23 protein-coding genes and 1 tRNA gene are annotated in these 17,769 nt (G+C 64.8%); 19 read left to right on the forward strand and 5 right to left on the reverse strand.

Features of this window, described 5'->3' with window-relative positions; genetic code table 11:
- From ACP7BL_RS16890 to ACP7BL_RS16925, 8 genes are all read left to right on the forward strand, one after another.
- Positions 1-759: hypothetical protein (locus tag ACP7BL_RS16890; protein ID WP_426258860.1), on the forward strand; the 759-nt coding region annotated here is incomplete at its 5' end.
- Positions 759-1,007: a hypothetical protein gene (locus ACP7BL_RS16895; protein ID WP_126847451.1), complete on the forward strand. Its 249-nt coding sequence runs from the start codon at positions 759-761 to the stop codon at positions 1,005-1,007. The genes ACP7BL_RS16890 and ACP7BL_RS16895, both read left to right, overlap by 1 nt.
- Positions 1,004-1,279 carry a hypothetical protein gene (locus ACP7BL_RS16900; protein ID WP_126847449.1) on the forward strand — a complete coding sequence of 92 codons (276 nt, stop codon included), beginning with the start codon at positions 1,004-1,006 and terminating at the stop codon, positions 1,277-1,279. The genes ACP7BL_RS16895 and ACP7BL_RS16900 overlap by 4 nt, the downstream gene beginning before the upstream one ends.
- A 36-nt stretch (positions 1,280-1,315) precedes the next feature.
- Positions 1,316-1,597 (forward strand): hypothetical protein, encoded by a 282-nt coding sequence (locus ACP7BL_RS16905; protein WP_126847447.1) that lies wholly within the window; start codon positions 1,316-1,318, stop codon positions 1,595-1,597.
- Positions 1,587-2,201, forward strand: coding sequence for a glycoside hydrolase family 108 protein (locus ACP7BL_RS16910; RefSeq protein WP_126847445.1), 615 nt, complete (start codon positions 1,587-1,589; stop codon positions 2,199-2,201). The genes ACP7BL_RS16905 and ACP7BL_RS16910 overlap by 11 nt, the downstream gene beginning before the upstream one ends.
- Positions 2,198-2,680, forward strand: coding sequence for a hypothetical protein (locus ACP7BL_RS16915; protein WP_126847443.1), 483 nt, complete (start codon positions 2,198-2,200; stop codon positions 2,678-2,680). Before ACP7BL_RS16910 ends, ACP7BL_RS16915 begins: the two co-directional genes overlap by 4 nt.
- Positions 2,610-2,843 carry a hypothetical protein gene (locus ACP7BL_RS16920; protein ID WP_126847441.1) on the forward strand — a complete coding sequence of 78 codons (234 nt, stop codon included), beginning with the start codon at positions 2,610-2,612 and terminating at the stop codon, positions 2,841-2,843. Before ACP7BL_RS16915 ends, ACP7BL_RS16920 begins: the two co-directional genes overlap by 71 nt.
- A 340-nt stretch (positions 2,844-3,183) precedes the next feature.
- The gene (locus ACP7BL_RS16925; protein WP_126847439.1) at positions 3,184-3,972 is read left to right on the forward strand and encodes a DNA adenine methylase; all 789 of its coding nucleotides are present in this window, start codon (positions 3,184-3,186) and stop codon (positions 3,970-3,972) included.
- Between the two features lie 198 nt (positions 3,973-4,170).
- Here ACP7BL_RS16925 and ACP7BL_RS16930 read toward each other — a convergent pair whose 3' ends face one another.
- Positions 4,171-4,437 (reverse strand): hypothetical protein, encoded by a 267-nt coding sequence (locus ACP7BL_RS16930; protein WP_126847437.1) that lies wholly within the window; start codon positions 4,435-4,437, stop codon positions 4,171-4,173.
- 53 nt (positions 4,438-4,490) lie between these two features.
- Here ACP7BL_RS16930 and ACP7BL_RS16935 point away from each other — a divergent pair, with 53 nt between their 5' ends.
- Positions 4,491-5,678 (forward strand): tyrosine-type recombinase/integrase, encoded by a 1,188-nt coding sequence (locus tag ACP7BL_RS16935; protein WP_126847435.1) that lies wholly within the window; start codon positions 4,491-4,493, stop codon positions 5,676-5,678.
- A 247-nt stretch (positions 5,679-5,925) separates the two neighbouring features.
- Here the strand turns inward: ACP7BL_RS16935 and ACP7BL_RS16940 are convergent, their stop codons facing one another.
- The 3 genes from ACP7BL_RS16940 to ACP7BL_RS16950 form a co-directional block, all read right to left on the reverse strand.
- Positions 5,926-6,687 (reverse strand): hypothetical protein, encoded by a 762-nt coding sequence (locus ACP7BL_RS16940; protein ID WP_126847433.1) that lies wholly within the window; start codon positions 6,685-6,687, stop codon positions 5,926-5,928.
- A gap of 13 nt (positions 6,688-6,700) precedes the next feature.
- Complete coding sequence (locus ACP7BL_RS16945; RefSeq protein ID WP_126847431.1) at positions 6,701-7,960, reverse strand: tyrosine-type recombinase/integrase; 1,260 nt, start codon at positions 7,958-7,960, stop codon at positions 6,701-6,703.
- Between the two features lie 159 nt (positions 7,961-8,119).
- Positions 8,120-8,209, reverse strand: a tRNA-Ser gene (locus tag ACP7BL_RS16950).
- A gap of 190 nt (positions 8,210-8,399) precedes the next feature.
- Here ACP7BL_RS16950 and ACP7BL_RS16955 point away from each other — a divergent pair.
- From ACP7BL_RS16955 to mazG, 10 genes are all read left to right on the forward strand, one after another.
- Positions 8,400-9,410 (forward strand): lytic murein transglycosylase, encoded by a 1,011-nt coding sequence (locus tag ACP7BL_RS16955; protein WP_426258861.1) that lies wholly within the window; start codon positions 8,400-8,402, stop codon positions 9,408-9,410.
- Position 9,411: 1 nt separating this feature from the next.
- Positions 9,412-10,278 carry an SPOR domain-containing protein gene (locus ACP7BL_RS16960; RefSeq protein WP_426258862.1) on the forward strand — a complete coding sequence of 289 codons (867 nt, stop codon included), beginning with the start codon at positions 9,412-9,414 and terminating at the stop codon, positions 10,276-10,278.
- A gap of 18 nt (positions 10,279-10,296) precedes the next feature.
- Entirely contained in the window at positions 10,297-11,469 is a 1,173-nt protein-coding gene (locus tag ACP7BL_RS16965) for a D-alanyl-D-alanine carboxypeptidase family protein (RefSeq protein ID WP_033967226.1), read from the forward strand.
- Positions 11,470-11,473: 4 nt separating this feature from the next.
- The gene (tmk, locus tag ACP7BL_RS16970) at positions 11,474-12,106 is read left to right on the forward strand and encodes a dTMP kinase (RefSeq protein WP_137902323.1); all 633 of its coding nucleotides are present in this window, start codon (positions 11,474-11,476) and stop codon (positions 12,104-12,106) included.
- Positions 12,103-13,080 carry a DNA polymerase III subunit delta' gene (locus ACP7BL_RS16975; protein ID WP_426258863.1) on the forward strand — a complete coding sequence of 326 codons (978 nt, stop codon included), beginning with the start codon at positions 12,103-12,105 and terminating at the stop codon, positions 13,078-13,080. The genes tmk and ACP7BL_RS16975 overlap by 4 nt, the downstream gene beginning before the upstream one ends.
- A gap of 50 nt (positions 13,081-13,130) precedes the next feature.
- Positions 13,131-14,669: a methionine--tRNA ligase gene (gene metG, locus ACP7BL_RS16980; RefSeq protein WP_426258864.1), complete on the forward strand. Its 1,539-nt coding sequence runs from the start codon at positions 13,131-13,133 to the stop codon at positions 14,667-14,669.
- Positions 14,669-15,445, forward strand: a complete 777-nt coding sequence (locus ACP7BL_RS16985; protein WP_426258865.1) for a TatD family hydrolase — start codon at positions 14,669-14,671, stop codon at positions 15,443-15,445. Before metG ends, ACP7BL_RS16985 begins: the two co-directional genes overlap by 1 nt.
- A complete protein-coding gene (locus ACP7BL_RS16990) occupies positions 15,442-16,206 on the forward strand; it encodes an MBL fold metallo-hydrolase (RefSeq protein ID WP_426258866.1) in 765 nt (254 codons plus the stop codon). Before ACP7BL_RS16985 ends, ACP7BL_RS16990 begins: the two co-directional genes overlap by 4 nt.
- The gene (locus tag ACP7BL_RS16995) at positions 16,203-16,406 is read left to right on the forward strand and encodes a hypothetical protein (RefSeq protein ID WP_426258867.1); all 204 of its coding nucleotides are present in this window, start codon (positions 16,203-16,205) and stop codon (positions 16,404-16,406) included. The genes ACP7BL_RS16990 and ACP7BL_RS16995 overlap by 4 nt, the downstream gene beginning before the upstream one ends.
- 94 nt (positions 16,407-16,500) lie before the next feature.
- Complete coding sequence (gene mazG, locus ACP7BL_RS17000; RefSeq protein WP_426258868.1) at positions 16,501-17,259, forward strand: nucleoside triphosphate pyrophosphohydrolase; 759 nt, start codon at positions 16,501-16,503, stop codon at positions 17,257-17,259.
- Here mazG and ACP7BL_RS17005 read toward each other — a convergent pair.
- A complete protein-coding gene (locus tag ACP7BL_RS17005; protein WP_426258869.1) occupies positions 17,237-17,584 on the reverse strand; it encodes a GNAT family N-acetyltransferase in 348 nt (115 codons plus the stop codon). The genes mazG and ACP7BL_RS17005 overlap by 23 nt on opposite strands.
- Positions 17,585-17,769 lie beyond the last annotated feature (185 nt).

A 17,769-nucleotide genomic window follows, 5' to 3' on the forward strand; every position in this document is an offset into this window, starting at 1 on the left:
ATCCATGTCGATCACTCCCGATACCCCAGACTGGTCAGCCAGGGGCGGGTTCAAACATGGGTCAATTCTCAATGGAAATTTATGCCCCTACCGGGTCAATTCTCAGCGGAAATCTACATCTATGCTGATAAAACCTACTTGGGAACGACGTTCACTGCGGGCCTTTTCGAAGCGAATACCGGATATGGTATCTATTTGGCGGCAAATGCGAATGGCCTAGTATTCATCGGAGGAGATACCGAAGCCAACGTGGCGGGTCAGGTTTATCAGACGGTTCCGCTCGCCAACGATTTCTATGGCCATAGTGTCCAGGGCGTTGTTTGGAATACCCGAAACCAACGCGGTAGTTTCACTCCAACCATATATGGCAGTACCGACGCTGGCGCGGGGGTATATACTATTCGGAAGGGGCGCTATAGAATCAATGGGGAATGCCTGCAATTTGAGGCGATAGTTACGTGGACTGGGCACACCGGGACCGGCAACATGAGGTTTACTCTGCCGCAAGCCTTCCTGCCAAACTCAGTGCTTCCATCGATCCCCGATTTCACACCCTGTACCGTGCTCCCAAATGGCGGCGGTCTGGCCGTACCAAGTGGTGCAATTATTACGGGCGCTATCACCGCTACAGGCCAATATGGCTCCATCTACTATGCCACAGCAGGGGGTTCCGGGCTTACTGCATTTCCAATGTGCGCTGCTGGTAGCCTGCTCATCTCGGGGTACTACGAACTAAACCCCCCCATTGCGCGGTTGTGATGACGAATTCCCCTGCACCCTCCCGCCCGACCTGGAAAGACTGGTCGGCACCCGCCGCAATCGTGCTTACGCTGATCGGCGCGACGATGGCGTGCGGCGGCTACATCAACGAGCAGCAGCAGCACGAGCGCCGGATCACGGCACTCGAAGAGAGCAATAAGCAACTCATCGTGATCAACGAGCGGACGGCCAGAATCGAGGCCAAGCTCGAGATGATCGGGCCGCCCAAATCCGGACCGATGCCATGATCGAGGGCGGCGTCATCCTCTGCCTCGTCGGTTTCTTGCTGGCGCTGGCAAACCCGGTCGAGCGAACGATCGCGCATCGCCGCCATGCTCAGGTCGGGGCATTCGAGGACACGCTGCGCGGCGCGTTTCCGCTCCATCCGCCCACGCCCGCGTTCGACGATCTCGTCTCGCGTGCCGAAACGGCACTGGAACAGGACGCCCTTTCGCGTGGCATCCGCGCCACTGCGGCGACGTACGACCAAGCCTCCGAAGGCGATGCCTGCGGGGGCTGACCCCGCTCACTCTCCCGTACCCCGAAAGGAAATCCGATGACGCTGCTCGCAAAGTGGCGCGCCTGGTTGTGCGCGCGTCTCATCGATGACTGGCACCGCGCCTATACCTTCTCCTCGATCCGGATCGCCGCGATCGGCGCGCTGACCGAGGCGTTCGTGCAGGCCTTTCCCGGCACCGCATCCGACATCTGGAATGCGATGCCGCAGGATCTGCGCGCACTGCTCCCGTCGTGGCTGACCGGATCGTTCCCGATCCTGTTGCTGGTCGCGATCGGGCTCGCGCGCATCACCCGCAAGGTGCCGACCGATGGCAAGTGATGCCGCCGCCCGGCAGCCGGTCGGCAAAGCGAAACTTGCGGCGGTCATCGTCGCAATGATCTCCGGCGTGATCGCGATCGAGGGCGGCTATGTCGATCACTCGGCCGACCCCGGCGGCGAAACCAATATGGGCATCACGCGACGGACGGCGACGCAGAGCGGCTATACTGGCCCGATGCGCACGCTGCCGCGCGCCGTCGCTGAGAGCATCTATTACGATCGCTATCTGGTGCAGCCGGGCTATGCCGCGTTGGTGCCAGTCGACGCGGCCGTCACCGAGGAATTGTTCGATACCACGGTCAATATGGGGCCCGCGCGCCCTTCGACCTGGTTTCAGCAATCGACCAACGCGCTGTGCGGCACGCGGCTGACCGTTGATGGTCGCGTTGGGCCCGGGACGATCGCCGCCTATCATGCGTGCCAGACGCGGCGCGGTGCTGCCGCGCTTTGCATCGCCACGCTCGACGCGCTCGATCGCCAGCAGAGCGCCGAATATGTCCGCCTTGTTCGCGCCAATCCGAAGCTGGGCGTGTTCCTCAAAGGCTGGCTTGCGCAGCGCATCAGCAATGTCGATCGCCACAAATGTCGGGGAGCGCGCGCATGACGATCGTGACGCAGGTCGAGCAGCTGGCCGAGGACGCTTTGCCGCAGGTGCGCGCCGCCAGCTGGGTTTTCCGCGTAATATTCGGTGTCGTCGTCGCTGTGGCGATCGGCGCGGCCTTCTGGTGGATTCTGATCCGCCCTGGACAGATGGCGGCGAAGGTTGGCCAGGCCAAGGTCGACGCCTCGCTGGGCCAGGCCACCGGCGATATCGCCACCGGCGCGATCCCACAAATCAACGATGCCGCCCGGCAAAAGGTCGAGGTGGATGTGCAGATCGAGAAAGGACAGATCGATGTTCGACAAGCGCCCGATGCAGGCGTTGCGGTGCATGGCGTCGCTGATGCTCTGCGTCGCAATCTCTGCCTGTATGACGACCTCTACCGTGCTGACCCAGGCTGCCAGCCCGTGCATGAAGATCCTGCTGGCGTCGGGCCTGCTGGATCCGACGCCGGGGGCGCAACTGGCGCTGATCGACGGTAGCGCAGGCGGCGACGCCGCGTTCAGCCTGGCGCAGACTGGCCAGCTCGTGAAGGCAAACATCGACAAGCGCACGGCCAAGGCGATCGGCACGTCTTGCGACGCCCAGTGGTCCGCTGCCCTCAAGGCTGCGCGACCGCGCAAGCGCTTCCTAGGGTTGTTCTGACCGGTCGACGCGTGGCATAGTGGGCCTGCCGCTCTGAGCTTAGCCGTTAGGAGTGGCCCGCGCGCGCGGTTTGAACGCAGGCACCGGTTCGCCGGGTGGCCTGCAAACTAAAAGACCCTTCGGGGGAATATGCAGGGCGTGGTTCCCTGTGTTCCTGCGCGGCTAACCACCCGGTTCGGGTCGGTTGGCCGCGTAGGAATCGCTTACAGCTTTTGCGGCCAGTGGTCGTTCCATCATCCTGGTGCCGATATCATCGGCCAGGTGCTCGCCGATCGCGCCGATCGGCGGCTTACCAGCGCGCGTAGCCGACGTGCTTCTTTCCCCAAAGGACGAAGCCTGAATGAATGCGTCAATCGCTGTTCGCCCACCCGCGCCCTATCTCGGAGGTAAGCGCAACCTCGCTAAGCGGCTCGTCGCTATGATCGCCGACACCCCCCACCGAACGTACGTTGAGCCCTTTGTCGGTATGGGCGGCGTTTTTCTCCGCCGGCCTGCTGCCGCAGCTGTTGAGGTCATCAACGACTTATCCGGCGACGTCGCCAACTTGTTCCGGGTTGTGCGACGCCATTATGAGCCGTTCGTTGCCGAGCTCCGCTGGTTGATCGCCAGCCGGACAGAATTCGAGCGGCAGCGTGCGCTGGATCCTCGGCTGCTCACCGATATCGAGCGCGCGGTCCGCTTCCTCTACCTGCAGCGCCTAGCATTTGGCGGGCGCGTCGTTGGCCGGACGTTCGGCGTGCGCCGCGACCAGGATTCGCGGTTCAACCTCGCCGCGCTGCGCGCCGAGCTCAAACTGCTGCGCGACCGTCTTGCATCCGTCACGATCGAGCAGCTGGACTATGCCGATCTGATCCGGCGGTATGACGGCCCGGCCACGCTGTTCTTCCTCGATCCGCCCTATGACGAGACGACAGGTTATGGGATCGAGTTCGGCCGCGATAATTATCTCGCGATGGCTGAGCAACTCGCCGACATCTCGGGTCGGTTCATTCTGTCGATCAACGATACGCCCTTCATCCGCCAAGCTTTCGCCCGCTTCGCGATTGCCGAGGTGGAGACGACCTGGTCGTTGTCGTCAGCGCCGGCCGGCCGTGGCAAGAAGGTGACGGAACTGATCATCCGCAATTGATCGTGCGGGTATCGGGCTTTTGAGAGTGGGTATCATACCCGTTCTCGATCCCGAAACCCGCAGTTTTCTGCGGGCCGTAGCAACCGGGGCGGAGGGTGCCTCCGCTATTTCTATCATGGTCGCCAGACTATTGCGAGCCGACCGGGCAACGTGTCGAGGCGAAACTCCTAACACGCGGCCCTTAACTGACCGCTGAGGTCAGACATTTGCCAATGCTTCAGGGCTAATTCGCATGGGTTTCTTCGGCTGAGCGATAACCATCGCCAAAACGTTTGTCAGTGGCACGATGTATTGCGAGCCGTTTCCATCCTGGAAATTCACCAGCGGGTAGCTGCTCGTGATATCTTTCACATCGATCTGCTGACTGAAGCCATGCACCACAACTCGCACGCTTTCGCCATCGGCAAGGGCCTCCCTTAGCCGCACGACGATTTTCATACCGGCTTCCTCTGCGCGATCACTCACGTGCTGTCTCCCTGTTGATAATCGCACACGACCACATTCCAATCGAGGTGTCTATGCTGACCAACGCAGCGGTCAAAGCCGCGCGGCCGAAGCCGCGCGCCTATAAGAGGACAGATGGGCAGGGACTCTATCTCCATGTCGCCCCCACCGGCACCAAATCCTTCCGGTTGCGCTATCGCGACCAGGACGGTCGCGAGCAGACGTTGACCTTCGGCGCGATCTCGCTTGCCGAAGCTCGCGCCAGGCGCGACGTGGCGCGCGTGGCGATTGCGCGCGGCGAGGATCCTCGGAAGGACGCGTCCGCCGTCAACAGCTTTGAGGGCGCGGCGCGGGCGTGGCATGCGCATCGCGCGTTGGGCTGGTCGCCGGTGCACGCCGTCGACGTGATCGAAAGCCTTGAGCGCGATGTGTTCGCCGCGATCGGCGCGATCGCGCTGGAATCGATTACGCGGCCGATGGTGCTCGATGTGCTCGAGCGCGTCGAGGCGCGCGGAGCGATCGAGACGGCGCGGCGGTTGCGCCAGCGGATCGAGGCGGTGTTCGAGTTCGCGCGGGCCAAGGGCTGGACGTCGATCGACAATCCGGCCGATGTGCGCGAGGCGCTCGCGGCCGCACCGGCGAGCGGCAGCCAGGCCGCGCTGGTCGAGGTTGCCGAGCTGCGCGCGCTCGTCGCCGACGTCGATGCGCTCGATGCCGCGCCGATCCTGCGACAGGCATCGCGTTTCCTCGCGCTGACCGCGGTGCGCCTGGCGGCGTTGCGCGGGATGAAATGGTGCGAGGTCGAGGACCTCGACGGCGACGCGCCGATCTGGCGGGTACCGGCGGCGCGGATGAAACTCGGTGCGGCGAATAAGCGCGACTCCGCCAATGATCATATCGTGCCACTTTCCGCGCCCGCCGCTGCGATTTTGCGCGCGGTGCGCGCGAGAATGGCGGTGCCGGGCGAACCATCGAGCTTCGTCTTTCCCGGGCGGGCTGGCGCTCAACCAATTGGTGCCGGCGCGATCGGTGAGCTCTATGTCCGCGCGGGGTTCGGCGGCCGCCACGTCCCGCATGGCTGGCGCGCCAGCTTCTCGACCGTCATGAACGAGCGGCGGCCGGAATGTCGCGCCGATATCGACCGGACCTTGGGGCACGTGCCGAAGGGAATGACCAAGGTGGAGCGCGCCTATAACCGCGCCGAACATCTCGCGTCGCGCCGCGCGTTGCTTGAGGAATGGGCCGAGATCCTGATCGGATAATCGTCGCTGGTCTCGAGGATCGCGCCCTTTCCGACCGCGCACAACGCGCCTCGCCCGGGGCAGGGTGGCACGCTTCATGCTCTCGCCCCCCGATAGCCAAAAGCCCGACCGCCAAGCTGGGCGATCGGGTTGCCGTCCTGGTCGGACGTCAGCACCGGGGGAGGGGGCGATCAATAGCGCACGCCGAAGGCGTTCCTTTTATTTATCTCCTGAGGTGGTGGACTCTCTGATCACTAGAATCGCGAAGCTACGATAAAGCTGGGGCGGCGCGGCGGGCGTGCATGCCCTCGACGGCGCTATTTGCGTAATGCTCGTGGCGCGAGGCGGTCGTGCGGTCGTTTCCGGCCGACTTGGCACGCGCGGCGGCCTGGGCGGCAAGCTCGTGCTCTGTGGGCTCCCTGGGCGGCTGTACCGGGGGCAATACGATGGACGAGATCTTCTCGAGCGCGTCGCGCACGCGCTTGGCGACTTCGCCCGGCAACTTCAGGAAATAGGCGTTGTTGATCTGGGTATTGCGGGCGCTGCCAAGCTCACCGCCGACGATCGGCACCATGCGTCGCCATTTCTCGACGAGGTGCAGCCGCTCGAACTTCTTGATCGCGGCGCTGAGCGTTTGCGTGCAGCACTTTGCCATCGCGCAGATCTGCGAATAGGCGAAGTCGAGCCGCCCCGTCCGATAGTCGCGCGCATCGTGCAGCACCTGCAGGATGACCTTTTCCTTCGGCGACAGGAGCCCCCAGGGCCGCCCCTTGGCCTTATGCTCGTCGGCCCAGGCGAAGATCTGCTGCAGGCGTTCCTCTTTCTCGACGCGTGGGAAGACATTGTGGTGCCGCCAGTTGCGGAGCTCGGCCTCGCCAGCGAGCCGACTGGTCGCAAGCACGGCGCAGCTGCCGCGCCGCTTGCCTTCGAAGCTGAAGCCGACGCCCTTGATCAGGCTGCGAACGGTGTGGTGTTCCGCGCGCGCCTGGTTGGCGGCGGCGAGGCCAGCCGGTTTTGTCGGCGCGCTCACCGCGCACCGCCGATCAGCTGCGTCGCGGACCGTCCAGCAGGGAAGCCGCTGGCGGGAGATCGCCGACCAGCATCGTCGCCCATTCCTCCGCCAGATCGCGACGGCGGGGCATATAAGCGGCGCGATTGTACGTCGCCTCCACGCCCGACGGAACGTGCGCCAGCATCAGATCGATGATAGCGCGATCGCCAACGCGATTCCGTTCCTCCGCCAGCTCGTTCATGATCGTCGAAAAGGTCGATCGCCAGCCGTGCGGAACATGCACGCCCGAATAGCCCGCGTCGCGATAGGCCTTGCTGATCGTGCTGTCGCTGATCGGCCGCCGCGTGCTGCGGACGCTGTGGAAGATCAGCGGGGCACCGCGCGAGAAAGCGATCGCGACCTTCACCGTCTCGACCGCCTCGCGCGATAATGGCACCAGAAATTCGAAGGCTACGTCGCGCTTGCGCTCGACGACCAGCTTCATCTTGGCCGCAGGAATGCGCCAGAGCGGCATTTCCCCGTCGAGATCCTCGAACTCGTGCGGCTCGGCCACGCGCAAGACGCCAGACCGCACTGCAGTGAGCGCGAGCAATCGCGAAGCGAGCTTGGTCAGCGGATGGCCGGGCTGCCCTTCCGTCGCTTCCAGCACCTTCCGCGCGTCCGCGATCGTCCGCACCGCAGGCGACTTGCCCTTGATCAGCTTCTTCATGGCGGGCGCGAGGCCCGCTGCCGGGTCCGACTCGGCAATCCCGCTCGCGATCGCCAGGACGAACACATCCGAGATCCGCTGCCGCGCGCGCCGCGCCGTCTCGATTGCGCCACGTGCCTCGATCACGCGAAGTGCCTCCAGCACGAGTGGCGGGGTAATATCCGAGATTGGCAGCTTGCCGATCTTGGGGAAGACGTCGCGCTCCATCTGGCTCAGCACGTCGGCCGCGTGTTTCGCCGACCAAAGGTGTCTCTGATTTTCGTGCCACTCCCGCGCCAAGGGCTCGAAGGTGATTCCGGCCTTGCTTGCCTGGGCCGCACTTCGCTGGCGTTTGTCGATCGACGGATCCACTCCGCTGCGCACCAGGCGCGCGCCCGCTTGCTGCAGGTCGCGCGCCTCGATCAGCGAAATATCGGGATATGGCCCGAAGACCATCCGCTTTTCCTTGCCGCCAAAGCGATATTTCCAGCGCCACGAGCGGTAGCCCGAGGGCAGCACGTACAAATAAAGCCCGCGAGCGTCTGCGAGCTTGTATGGCTTCTCCCTGGGTGTCGCTCGGCGACAGGCTAGGTCGGTCAACATGCGGTGCCCCCACAAGCCGCAACCGGTGCCCCAGAAGTGCCCCCGAATCGATTGCGCTGTGCTGTCGCTCAATGATGTCGAATGAGACAACCCGCAAGGCATTTGCCGAGGGCGAGCGAGTCGCCTTGGAACTAAATGAGACAACCGGGCACAAAGCCTTGGCGGAAGAGGTGGGATTCGAACCCACGGAGAGCTTGCACCCTCGCCGGTTTTCAAGACCGGTTCCTTAAACCACTCGGACACTCTTCCCATCGGCTCAGCAACATGGGGCAGCCGACTCTAACGCAGCCCGCCGTGCAGCGGTGCCCCGCTTAGCGGTCACAAGACGAGATGTGCAAGGTTTGTGGTCAGCATCCGGCCTTTTGGGGTTCATGTGGGCAAGCCGGTGTGCCAAGGTCGGACGATGCGAGGAACCAGTATTTTAGGGCGTCCCATTGGCATGGCGTTGGCCGTCCTGGCGGCGTGCTTTGCGATGATCGGGCCGGCGGCGGCGCAGGATGAAGCCGGATTCCAGGCCTATTTACAGACGCTCCGCGCGCAGGCCGCGTCGCGCGGCGTCAGCCAGGCAACGCTGGATGCGGTGATGCCGACGCTGACGCTCAACCAGCGCGTGATCGACCTGGATCGGGCGCAGCCGGGGGCCAATCCCAATGCCGGTGTTCCCAATTTTGCGCCGTATCAGGCGCAGCACCTCACGACTGCGCTCATCGCCAACGGTCGCAACGCCTATCAAGCCGAGCGGTCGCGCCTGCAACGGATCGAGCAGCAGATCGGCGTGCCCGAATCGATCATGGTCGCGATCTGGGGCCATGAGACGAGCTATGGTCGGGTGATGGGCGGCTTCGATCTACCGCGCGCGCTGGCGACGCTCGCTTATGAGGGGCGGCGGCGCGCGCTGTTCGCCGAAGAGTTTATCGCCGCGCTGCAAATGATGGATCGCGGCGTATCGCGCGCGCAACTCGTCGGCAGTTGGGCAGGCGCGACGGGTGGGCCGCAATTTCTGCCCTCGGTCTATCTGCGGCTCGCGCGCGATGGCGATGGCGATGGCCGAGCCGACATCTGGTCGAGCCGTGCCGATACGCTCGCCTCCATCGGCAATTATTTCGCCAATGCGGGGTGGAGACCGGGCCAACCCTGGGGCCTCGCAGTCTCCGTACCCGCGACGTTCGACCGCAGCCAAGTGACCAATCGCTTGCTGTCGCCGCGCTGTCTAAAAGTGTTCGCGCGCCACAGCGCGTGGAAAACGATGGCCGAATGGCGCAGGCTGGGGCTCGTCCCGCTTACGCGCGACTGGCCGGGCGATTCGGTGCTGGCGACTTTGCTCGAACCCGATGGCCCCGGGCGCACGGCCTACTTGCTGACGGGCAATTACCGGGTGATCCTCGATTATAATTGCTCCAATTTCTATGCCTTGTCGGTCGGCCTGCTGGCCGATGCCGTGGAGCGCTGAGATGGGCGTGCTGGTGGCGCTGGCGCTGGTAAGCGGTGGCGGGCAGGCGATGCCGCCCCCTCAGCACCGCGGCGCACCCAAAATTCACGACGTCTCCTCGCCCCCCGCAATCGCCGCCGCCAGCGATTTGCCGCCGGGCGATGGGCCGCGCGGCACCTCGGGCGAAGTGCGGGACGATAGCGTCGGTTTCGCGGCCGTGTCATCGCTGCCGGTCGATCCGCAGTGGAGCGCGGTGACGATGGCGGTCGCGCATCCGAATGTCCCGCCGGGCACACCGGTCGAGATCACCGCGCTCGATACGGGGCGGACGATCCTGGCGCTGGTGGTCGCGCGCGACACCAGCAGGGCGGTGGTCTCGCTGTCGCCAGCGACCGCGCAGGCATTGGGGGTTGGCGACCGGGCTCCGGTGCGGGTGCGGGCGGTGGTGGCCAGCCCGCAAGATCAGACGGCATTGCGCGCGGGACAGGCGGCATCGGCGCGGCTGGATGCGCCGCCAGCTTTGCTCACGGCGCTGCGTCGCAAAGTGCCGATGTCGCAGGGAACACCGGCGGTGCCGCGTGCGGTCCCCGCCAAAGCGCCGATGCCCAAAGCGCCAGCGCCCAAGCCGCTCGCCAAGCCAAAGCCGGCACCGGTTCCATCGATACCGGTTCTCTCTACGGCTGGTGGTTTTGTCGTGCAGGTCGCCGCTTTGTCGTCGGCGGAGCGAGCCGCTGCGATGGCGCACGCCCTGGGCGGGCATGTTGTTCCGCTCGGACGCCTTTTTCGCGTGCAATTGGGCCCCTTTGGCGACAAAGCCAGCGCACAGCGCGCGCGTGACGGGGCCGCCCGGCACGGTTATGGTGACGCGCAAATCCTCCACACCGACTAAAAAACGAGACCGGACCTGATGCTTTCCCGCCAAAAACTGATCGCCGCCGCTGCCCTCATCGCCGTCGCCGCGACCTGTCCGGCCGTGGCCGCACCCGAGTTCCAGACGCCGGCACCGGTCGCCTATCTGCAGGACCTGTCCTCCGGCGCGATCCTGTATTCGAAGGATGCCGACCGCCGGATGCCGCCCGCGTCGATGGCCAAGATGATGACGGTCTATGTGGCCTTCCAGATGATCAAGTCGGGCGAATTGAAGCTCGATACCAAATTCCCGGTGCGCCCCGAAACGTGGCGCGCATGGCATTCGCAAGGCTCGACCATGTTCCTGTCCTCGGGCGAGAATGTCAGCGTCGAGGATTTGCTCAAGGGCATCGTCACGCTGTCGGGCAATGATGCCTGCGTCGTGCTGGCGGAAGGGATTTCGGGCACCGAATCGGCCTTTACCGAACGGATGAACCGCGCGGCGGCCAAGCTGGGCCTCAGCAACAGCCATTTCGGCACCGCCAATGGCTGGCCCGACAATGGCGTCACCTATGTGACCGCGCGTGATCTCGCCAAATTGGCGAGCGCGACGATCCAGGATTATCCCGATCTCTACAAGCGCTTCTACTCGCTGCGCAGCTTCACCTGGGGCAAGACGCTGGGCGGTGAAAAGCCAATCGACCAGGCCAATCGCGATCCGTTGCTGGGTCGCGTCAGCGGTGCCGACGGGCTCAAGACCGGGCACACCGATGAAGCCGGTTTCGGCTTCACCGGCTCGGCGCAGCAGAATGGACGTCGGCTGGTGATGGTGCTGGCGGGGCTGGGCACCTCGGGCCAGCGCGCCGAGGAATCGGTCAAGTTCATGGAATGGGGTTTTCGCGCGTGGCAGGCCAAGCCGATCCTCGCCAAGGGCAAGCAGATCGAAACCGCCGAGGTGCAGCTCGGCACCTCCAACAAGGTTGGGCTCGTCGCGCCGAGCGATCTCTCCGCGACGGTGCCTGCCGGCACGGCGGGCGAAATGCGGCTGACGGTCAGCTATGACGGGCCGATCAAGGCACCGATTAAGGCCGGGCAGCACATCGCCGATCTGGTGGTGGTAACACCGGGGATGCCCGCCGAGCGGCTTCCGCTGGTGGCCGCCAACGACGTGCCGCAGGCGGGCTTTTTCGGGCGGGCCTGGGCCGGGTTGATGAGCCTGTTCGGCGCTTGAGCCGATGACGGGCATCGGGCGTTTTATCTCGCTGGAAGGCGGCGAGGGAGCGGGCAAATCGACCCAGGCGCGCTTGCTCGCCGATGCGCTGGCGATGCGCGGGATCGAAACGCTGGTGACGCGCGAACCCGGGGGCAGCGAGGGGGCCGAGGCGATCCGCGCCTTGCTGATGCAAGGCGACGTCGCGCGGTGGAGCCCGCATAGCGAAGCGTTGCTGTTCGCCGCTGCCCGCGCTGACCACGTCGAAAAGACGATCCGCCCGGCACTGGGGGCCGGACGCTGGGTGATTTGCGACCGGTTCCTCGATAGCAGTCGCGCCTATCAAGGGGTGGCTGGCGGCATTGACGACGCTGCCGTGCTGGCGCTCCATGCCTTCGGTTCACGCGGGCTGCTGCCCGACCGGACGCTCGTGCTGGAACTATCGCCCGAGCTTGGACGAAGACGCGCGGCGGTCCGCGATGGCGCTGCAGCGGATCGGTTCGCGGCGCGCGGCGATACCTTCCACGCCGACGTCGCCGCCGCCTTTCGCCGGTTTGCCAAGCAGGAACCCGAGCGCTTCCGCCTGGTCGGCGCGACCGCAGCGATTGACGATGTCGCAGACGCGGTGTTTGCCGCCGTGGCCGACCTGCTGCCATGACGCTGCCGCTCGGCAACGATGCCGCGCACCAGGCCTTCGCCGCCGCAATGGCGAGCGGAGCCTTGCACCATGCGTGGCTGTTCGCGGGGCCGGAAGGCATTGGCAAGGCGACGTTCGCGCGCGCGGCTGCGTTGCGGTTGCTGGCCGAAGGGGCGGGGGCCGAGCTGCTGCCGGGCTTCGACGTGCCGGAGAACAACCCGCAGCGCAAACTGATCGCGGCGGGATCGCACCCCGATTACCGCGTGCTCGCGCGGCAGCCCAAGGAAGGCGACAAGACCGGGCTTGATCTCGCGCGCAGCATCCCGATCGCGCAGGTGCGTGCGCTGGGCCCCATGTTTGCCACGCGCCCCTCCATGTCGAGCAGGCGCGTCGTCATCATCGATGCGGTCGACGATCTGGAGCGGCCGGGCGCCTCCAACGCCCTGCTCAAAAATCTGGAAGAGCCGCCCGAGGGCACCATCTTCCTGCTCGTCAGCCATGCGCCGGGGCGTTTGTTGCCGACGATCCGATCGCGTTGCCGCCAATTGCGCTTCGATCCGCTGGATGACGCCACCATGACGTCTGTGCTGAACCAACAGCTCCTTGCTGCCGATCCGTCGGAAGTGGCAGCGTTGATCCGCATGGCGCATGGATCGCCGGGCCGCGCCCTTGGCTTTGCCGGGCTGGATCTGGCCGCCATCGATCAAGCACTGGCGGCGATCGCGCGCGATGGCGACCCGAGCAACGGCCGTCGTGTCCGCCTCGCCAAATCGCTGGCGCTGAAGGCCGCACAGGCGCGCTATGAGGCGTTCCTCGACCGCGCCCCCGCCTTCATCGCGGGCGTGGCCCCGGAACGACACGGCGAACGGCTGCGCATCGCGCTCGACGGCTATGACGCCGCCCGCACGCTGGCCGCCACCGCGCGCGCGCTGACGCTCGATGCGCAGGCGACCGTCTATGAAATGTCGGGGATCGTCGCACGGCTTGCACGCTGAAAGCGGCGCCAAGGCTTCAATTGCGGCGACCGATGCTCTAGGAGGCCGCCATGGCCGACCCTTATTATATCACCACCGCAATCAGCTATCCCAACGGACGCCCGCATATCGGGCATGCCTATGAGGCGATCGCGACCGACGCGATCGCGCGCTATCAACGCCAATTGGGCCGTGAAGTCCGCTTCCAGACCGGGACCGACGAACATGGCCTGAAAATGGTCCAGGAAGCGCGCAAGCGTGACTTGACCCCGCGCGCACTGGCCGACGAAATGAGCGGCTATTTCAAGGCAATGGCCGAGAAACTGGAGATTTCGTGCGATCGCTTCATTCGCACCAGCGACGCCGACCATTACCGCGCCAGCCAGGCGATCTGGCAAGCGATGGAAGCTGCGGGCGACCTGTATCTCGACCGCTATGAAGGCTGGTATTCGGTTCGCGACGAAGCCTTTTACGACGAGAAGGAACTGGTCGAAGGCGAGGGCGGTGCCAAGCTGTCGCCGCAGGGCACGCCGGTTGAATGGACCGCTGAGGAGACCTGGTTCTTCCGGCTCTCCAAATATCAGCAGCCTTTGCTCGACCTGTATGCCGCGCAGCCCGATTTCATTTTGCCCGAGGCGCGCCGCAACGAGATTTTGCGCTTCGTTGAGGGCGGCCTGTCCGATCTCTCGGTGTCGCGCACCAGCTTCGATTGGGGCGTGCCGGTGCCGGGCAGCCCGGGCCACGTGATGTATGTGTGGGTCGATGCGCTCACCAATTATCTGACCGGCGTCGGCTATCCCGACGATGTCGAACTGTACGAAACCTTCTGGCCCGCGCATCTGCATGTGATTGGCAAGGATATCGTGCGTTTTCATGCGGTTTACTGGCCAGCTTTCCTGATGAGTACGAACATTCCGCTGCCGCGTGCGGTGTTCGGCCATGGCTTTTTGCTCAACCGCGGTGAGAAGATGTCCAAATCGGTCGGCAACGTGACCGATCCGATGGAACTGGCCGATCGCTTCGGTGTCGATGCGCTGCGCTATTTCCTGCTGCGCGAAGTGAGCTTCGGCCAGGATGGGAGTTATTCCGAAGAAGCGATCGTAACCCGTTGTAATGCAGACCTTGCCAATAATCTTGGCAATCTCGCGCAACGCTGCCTGTCGATCATCGCCAAGACGTGCGGTGGCGTAGTGCCACCAGCAGGCGAACGCACCGAGGCCGAGGACGCGCTGCTCGCCAGCGTCGCTGCGGCCGAGGCCGGGATGCACGATGCGATGGGTGACCTTGCCTTGCACAACGCGCTCGACGCGATCTGGTCGGCAGCGCGCGATGCCAACCAATATTTCGCCGATCAGGCACCGTGGAGCGTGCGCAAAACCGATCCGGCCCGCGCCGACACCATCCTGTATCACGCAGCCGATGCGGTGCGGCGGATCGCGATTCTGGCGCGCTGGGCGATCCCCAATGGCGCGGACAAATTGCTCGATCTGCTGGGGCAGCACGGCGATGCGCGCCACTTTGAAGCACTCGGCCACCCGCTGGCACCGGGCCTGACGCTGCCGGCACCGGTCGGCGTGTTCCCACGGCTCGAAGCGCCGGTCGAAGGCTGATGTTCGCCGACAGCCATTGCCACCTCAATTATAAGGGGCTGGCCGAGCAGCAGGGCGAGATCCTCGCGCGGGCCCGCGCACGCGGCGTCCATGCGATGCTCAACATCGCGACGCGCGAAAGCGAATGGGATGCGGTGCTGGCGACGGCCGAGCGCGAGCCCGATGTCTGGGCGACGGTTGGCATCCATCCCAATGAAGCCGACGAGCATCCCGATATCGGCACCGCCCGGTTGGTCGAGCGCGCGCAGCATCCGCGCGTCGTCGGCATTGGCGAAAGCGGGCTCGATTATTTCTACGAACATAGCGACCGCGAGCGCCAACGCGCGAGCTTTCGCGCGCACATTGCCGCCGCGCGCGAAACGCAACTGCCGATCGTGGTGCACACGCGCGATGCCGAGGACGATACCGCCGCGATCCTGCGCGAGGAAATGGGGAAGGGGGCCTATCCCGGCGTCATCCACTGCTTCACCGCGAGCGGGGCGTTTGCCGATATCGCGCTGGAGCTTGGCTTCTATATCTCGATCTCGGGGATCGTGACCTTCAAGAATGCCAGGGATTTGCAGGAAACCGCCGCGCGGCTGCCGCTCGACCGGCTGCTGATCGAAACCGATGCGCCGTTCCTGGCGCCGGTGCCGCATCGCGGGAAGACGGGCGAACCCGCCTTTGTCGCCGATACCGCGGCGTTTCTGGCGACACTGCGCGGCGAGCCGCTGGAAACGCTGGCAGCGGCGACCGCGGAGAACTTTCACGCACTGTTTACCAAGACCCGCGCATGAAGGTGCGGATCCTCGGGTCGGGCACATCGTCCGGCGTGCCGCGGATCGGCAATGACTGGGGCGCGTGCGACCCGACCAACCCGCGCAATCGCCGGATGCGCGCGTCGATCCTGGTCGAGACGCAGACGACGCGCATCCTGGTCGATACCGGTCCCGACATGCGCGAACAGTTGCTGGCGGCGGACGTGTCGACGCTGGATGCGGTGCTCTGGACGCATGATCATGCCGATCACACCCACGGCATCGATGATTTGCGCCAGGTGTTTCATGCGATGGGGCGTCCGGTGCGCGGGCTGGCGCGGCCCGACCTGATGGAGACGTTGAAGCGGCGTTTCGGGTATGTGTTCCACGGCTGGGACGATTATCCACCGACCGTTGCGATCGAGGCTTTGCCCGACAGCATCGTCATCGGTGACATTACGGTCGGCGTGGTCGATCAACCGCACGGGCCGTTCCTGTCGGCCGGACTGCGGTTTGACAGCATCGCCGGATCGATTGGATATGCCACGGATCTCAGTGCGATGACGCCGGATATGGCGAGCCTGTATGAAGGTCTCGACCTATGGATCGTCGATGCACTGCGCCGCAAGCCGCATCCGTCGCACCCGACGTTGAACATGGCGCTGGGCTGGATCGAGATGCTGAAGCCGCGTCATGCGGTGCTGGCGCATATGGACCAGTCGATGGATTATGCGAGCCTGCTGGCAGAACTGCCACCGGGCATCGAGCCAGCCTATGACGGGCTGGAACTGCAGGTATGACCGACACCAGCATGGATCTGGTGTTTTACGCGCTGGCGCTGATCCTGCCGGTCAGCGCCTTGGCAGCGCGCCGTTTGCCGCTCGGCGATACGATCAAGATGGCGCTGGCCTGGGTGGCGATCTTCGGCGTGCTGTTCGTGCTGGTGGTGCTGTGGCAGGGCGCTGTCGGGGCTGGATCGGTGCTGGGGGGCCTGATCTGATGATGAAGCGGTTTCAATTTAACATAATGTATATTATCGGATTGATAGGGATTGGCTACCGGGGCCAGTTCCCCGCCCGGACTGGAGCGCATAGATGATCGAACGGCTGGTCACGATCATGGCGCGGTTGCGCGATCCGGTGTCGGGTTGCGAATGGGATGTCGCGCAGGATTTCGCCAGCATCGCGCCCTATACGATCGAGGAAGCCTATGAAGTCGCCGACGCGATCGCTCGCGGCGATATGGTCGAGCTGAAGGACGAGCTTGGCGATCTGCTGCTCCAGGTCGTGTTCCATGCGCGCATGGCCGAGGAAGCCGGGCATTTTGCGCTGCCCGACGTCGTGGCGGCGATCAGCGACAAGATGGAGCGCCGTCACCCGCATATCTTCGGCGATGTCGATGAGGGCGGCCATCATCTGTGGGAACAGATCAAGGCCGCCGAACGCGCCGCCAAGGGCCAGGCCGACGTCCCACCGGGCGCGCTGGATGGCGTAGCCTTGGGCCTGCCCGCTTTGCTCCGCGCCGAAAAGCTGCAGAATCGTGCGGCGCGCGTGGGGTTCGACTGGCCCGATGCCGAGGGGCCGCGCGCCAAGATCGACGAGGAAATCGCCGAGATTGAAGCGGCCACCACTCCGGCCGAGACCGAGGATGAGGTCGGCGATCTGCTCTTCTCGGTGGTCAATTGGGCGCGCAAGCTGGGCGTCGATCCCGAGGCGGCGCTACGCAGTGCCAATGCCAAGTTCGAACGCCGTTTCAAGGCGATGGAAGCGGCGGCTGGCGATGCCTTTCCCGGCCTGCCCCTCGCCGACAAGGAAGCGCTGTGGCAAGCGATCAAGGCACCGCGTCAGGAATGACCGCAGTCGCATAGGGGCAATGCACCGACCAGCCGAGGCTGGTATAAAGCGCGCGCCCTTGCGCTGTCGCGACCAGCACTTCGCGCGATGCGCTCGAGCGACGCTGCGCTTGCAACAGGCCCATCACCGCCCGGCCCAGGCCGCGCCGCTGATGATCCGGGCTGGTGACGATGCGATCATAGACGAACACGCCCGACGCTTCCGCGGCATAGCCGCTGGCCGCGAGCGCGCCGTCCGGGGCAGTGATCACGACGCGAACGACGCCGCTGATGGTTTCGACCTTCGGGAGATAGCCGTCGGGTAGTGGCGCTTCCGCAAGGGGCACCGTCCCCGCTGTCATCATCCAGGAAGGCGCACAGATTTGCCAGTGCGACGGCAAAAGCGCCTTTAAGGGGTCGGTTCCGGCTGAGGGCGGAATGACACCCTAAGCATCGGCATCCTTGGGCCAGAGGTATTCGCCGGTGAGGAGGATATGTGCCCATCCGAGCGGGGAGATATGGGCGAGCAGGT

The sequence above is a fragment of the Sphingomonas sp. DC1600-2 genome (assembly GCF_049897605.1).
Taxonomy (GTDB): Bacteria; Pseudomonadota; Alphaproteobacteria; order Sphingomonadales; family Sphingomonadaceae; genus Sphingomonas.